General features: G+C 63.6%; 2 protein-coding genes. Both read right to left on the reverse strand.

Annotated features, from left to right (window positions below):
- Positions 1–268: 268 nt before the first annotated feature.
- Entirely contained in the window at positions 269–2,479 is a 2,211-nt protein-coding gene (locus Q0Y09_RS11110; RefSeq protein ID WP_297721512.1) for a hydratase, read from the reverse strand.
- A 195-nt stretch (positions 2,480–2,674) separates the two neighbouring features.
- On the reverse strand, positions 2,675–3,673 hold a 999-nt coding region (tuf, locus tag Q0Y09_RS11115; RefSeq protein ID WP_297721515.1), incomplete at its 5' end, for an elongation factor Tu.

The following is a 3,673-nucleotide window of genomic DNA, read 5'->3' on the forward strand; positions in this document are numbered from 1 at the left end:
ATATTATACCTCATCGGTGGGCATTTGTAAAACAAAAACGCGGGCCGGATGTGCTCCGACCCGCGTTGGGTGTGGGAAAATTATCCTGCGTAGTAGTTGATGAGGCAGCCGGCCAGAATGATATCCCGCGCGCCCCACGGAGCAGGGCTCCGTGGGGACCCCCTGGGGCGATTTCATCTGCTCGGCTGAAGTGAATTCAGCCGGCATCAAGGTTTTGCCTGCGGCAAAACGCTTGTACGCCGCAGGCGGCGGGCAGGAGCGGGACATCTTATCCTGCGTAATAGTTGATAAGGCAGCCGGCCAGAATGATATCCCGCTCCTCTCGGGTCAGGCCGGGAAGGGTAAGGGCGACCTTCTTCTCCTGGCCGTTCTGGATGAGGACGGCGGAGATGGTCTCCCCCTCCCCTTCCAGCAGCGTGCGGATGCCGGGGATATAGAGTCGGTCGCCGGGCTGGATGTTCCAGTCCTTCACATCGGCGGCCTGGAAGGGCAGCATGCCCCAGTTGACCACATTGGAGCGGTAACGCTTGGTGGCGAACTCGGCGCACAGGTTGGCGCAGCCCCCCAACACCCGCTGACAGGAGGCCGCCTGCTCCCGGGCGGAGCCGTCGCCGGGCTTGAGGGCCATGACGAAGGAACCCAGGCCGGTGGTTTTGGGGTCGTAGCCCAGAAGGGCGTCGGTAGGCTGGCCGGAGCGGCGCTTTTGTTCCTCGGCCTGGATGGCCTTGGCCCGGGGGACGTACTGGGGGTCCTTCCGGGAGAGGGCGAACTCAGAAAGGCGCAGGGGGTTGGACCGATAGGAGGAGGTCTCGCCGGAGGGAATGAGCTCGTCGGTGGTGGTGACGGGGTCGTAAATGGCGGCGGCGGCGGTAAGAAGCAGGTCCTCGGGCAGGGGGATCTGCTTCGGCCAGTCGGCGATGTTGGGGCCGTAGACCAGCTCGGTGTCCGGCTGGGCCTTGCCCACGCCAAAGTAGACCCGGGCCTTGTAGGCCGAGTCGTCGTAGGTCCAGCTCTCATCGGGGGAGTCGGCGGGGACGTCGGGCAGCTCGTCGGCGGCGGTGAGGACGCCCCCCATCCGGGCAGTGGCGGCGATGGAGCGGGCGTCCATGAGGGCCACATAGGAGATCTGGCCGTCGCCGGGCTTGGAGCCCTCCCGGTTGGGGAAGTTTCGGGTGGAGTGGCGGATGGAGAAGGCCCCGTTGGCGGGCACGTCCCCCGCGCCGAAGCAGGGGCCGCAGAAGCAGGATCGGATGGAGGCCCCCGCCGTCATCAGGGAGGCGATATAGCCCTTCTTGGTCAGCTCCAGGTTGATGGGCATAGAGCCGGGGTAGCAGGAGAGCCAGAAGGCGTCGGAGCCAATGGGCCGGCCCTTCAGGATCTCCGCCGCCCGAACCAGGTTCTGATAGATGCCGCCGGAGCAGCCGGCGATGACCCCCTGGTCCACATGGAATTGACCGTCCGCGATCTTGTTGCTGAGGGGGGCGGCGTTCTTGACGCCCAGCTGCTCGGCGGCGTCCACGTCCACCTGGTGGAGGAGGTCGGTCATGTTGGCCTTGAAGTCCCGGATGGTGTAGGCGTTGGATGGATGGAAGGGCAGGGCGATCATGGGCTCCACGGCGGACAGGTCCACCTCGATGACCCCGTCATAGTACGCCCCCTCAGCGGGGGCCTGGGCCTTGTACTCTTCTCCCCTGCCCAGGGCAGTCAGATGGGCCCTGGTGTAGAGGTCGGTGGACCAGACGGAGGAGAGACAGGCCGTCTCGGTGGTCATCACGTCGATGCCGGAGCGGTAGTCCATGGAAATGCTGGCCACGCCGGGGCCGAAGAACTCCATGACGGCGTTCTTTACAACCCCCTCTTTGAAGGTGGCCCCGATGAGGGCCAGGGCCACGTCCTGGGGACCCACGCCGGGGCGGGGCGCGCCGGTGAGGTAGATGGCCATGACCTTGGGGTAGGCGATATCGTAAGTCTTGCACAGCAGCTGCCGGGCCAGCTCGGGCCCGCCCTCGCCGATGGCCATGGTTCCGTAGGCGCCGTAGCGGGTATGGGAGTCGGAGCCTAGGATCATCCGGCCGGGAGCGGCGTACCGCTCCCGCATATAGGAGTGGATGACGGCCTGATGGGCGGGGACGAACTCGCCGCCATACTTTTTGGCGGCGGAGAGGCCGAAGACATGGTCGTCCTCATTGATGGTCCCGCCCACGGCGCACAGGGAGTTGTGGCAGTTGGTGAGGACATAGGGCAGGGGGAACTCCTTGAGGCCGGAGGCCCGGGCGGTTTGGATGATACCCACATAGGTGATGTCATGGGAGGCCATCGCGTCAAACCGGATGGCCAGACGGTCCATGCCCTCCAGGGTGTTGTGGGCCCTCAGGATGTCATAGGCCATGGTGCCGGTCCGGGCCTCGGCTGGCCGGGGCTCGGTGGGTACAAAGGTCCCCCCCTGGTAAAGGACGGGAGCTTGGGTGATCTTAATCATATTTCAAATACCTCCATCGGCAGGAAATGCGGCAAAAGCCGTGGATACCTCTGAAATTATAGCATATTAGGAAAATGGGGACAAGACTTTACCTTGATACAGCGTCAAAAAAACAAGGTGGGGGAGACCGGCAGACCCGTTGAAAATGAAAAAAACGCCCCACCGCATCAGCGGTGGGGCGCAATTGGGCGTTGATTACTCCTCGATCTCGATGACCACGCCGGAACCAACGGTACGGCCGCCCTCGCGGATAGCGAAGCGGAGGCCCTTCTCGATGGCGATGGGGGTGATCAGCTCGACCTTCATGTCCACGTTATCGCCAGGCATGCACATCTCGGTGCCCTCGGGCAGGGTGATGACGCCGGTAACGTCGGTGGTACGGAAGTAGAACTGAGGACGATAGTTGTTGAAGAAGGGGGTGTGACGGCCGCCCTCGTCCTTGCTCAGGACGTAGACCTGACCGGTGAACTTGGTGTGGGGGTGAATGGAGCCGGGCTTGCACAGCACCTGGCCACGCTCGATGTCGGTCTTGGCCACGCCGCGCAGCAGGCAGCCAGCGTTATCGCCGGCCTCGATGAAGTCGAGGGTCTTGCGGAACATCTCCATGGAGGTGACGACGGTGGACTTCTTCTCGTCGGTCAGACCCACGATGTCGACGGTCTCGCCGGCCTTCAGCACGCCACGCTCCACACGGCCGGTGGCCACGGTGCCACGGCCGGAGATGGTGAACACGTCCTCGACGGGCATCAGGAAGGGCAGGTCGTCGTTACGGGCGGGAGTGGGGATATAGGAGTCAACGGCGTCCATCAGCTCCTTGATGCAGGCATACTCGGGAGCGTTGGGATCGTTGCTCTCGCAGGTCAGAGCGTTCAGAGCGGAGCCCTTGATGACGGGGATGTCGTCGCCGGGGAACTCGTAGAAGGACAGAGTCTCGCGGATCTCCATCTCGACCAGCTCCAGCAGCTCCTCGTCGTCAACCAGGTCAGCCTTGTTCATGAACACGACCATGGCGGGCACGCCCACCTGACGGGCCAGCAGGATGTGCTCCTTGGTCTGAGCCATGGGGCCGTCGGTGGAGGCGATGACCAGGATGGCGCCGTCCATCTGAGGAGCGCCTGTAATCATGTTCTTGATATAGTCGTCGTGGCCCGTGCAGTCAACGTGGGCGTAGTGACGTGCAGCAGTCTCGTACTC

This window comes from Intestinimonas sp. (assembly GCF_026169115.1).
GTDB lineage: Bacteria > Bacillota > Clostridia > Oscillospirales > Oscillospiraceae > Intestinimonas.